The 290-nt window shown below is 62.4% G+C and carries 1 protein-coding gene; it reads left to right on the top strand.

All coding sequences use genetic code 11. From position 1 onward, the window contains the following. A partial coding sequence (locus IG75_RS37045) for a DNA-directed RNA polymerase subunit beta (RefSeq protein WP_156061018.1) occupies nucleotides 1–290 on the top strand: 290 nt, incomplete at both ends.

Genomic DNA, 290 nt, shown 5'->3' with positions numbered 1-290 from the left:
GCCCGGTCGACCGGTCCGTACTCGATGATCACCCAGCAGCCGCTGGGTGGTAAGGCGCAGTTCGGTGGTCAGCGGTTCGGTGAGATGGAGTGCTGGGCCATGCAGGCCTACGGTGCGGCCTACACGCTGCAGGAACTGCTGACCATCAAGTCCGACGATGTGGTGGGCCGGGTGAAGGTCTACGAGGCGATCGTCAAGGGCGAGAACATTCCGGAGCCGGGCATCCCGGAATCGTTCAAGGTTCTGCTCAAGGAACTCCAGTCCCTGTGCCTCAATGTCGAGGTGCTGTC

Source organism: Nocardia rhamnosiphila NBRC 108938 (assembly GCF_000720425.1).
Lineage (GTDB): Bacteria > Actinomycetota > Actinomycetes > Mycobacteriales > Mycobacteriaceae > Nocardia > Nocardia rhamnosiphila.
The sequence above is the reverse complement of the archived record's forward strand: the minus strand, read 5'-3'. Positions and strand labels throughout refer to the sequence as shown.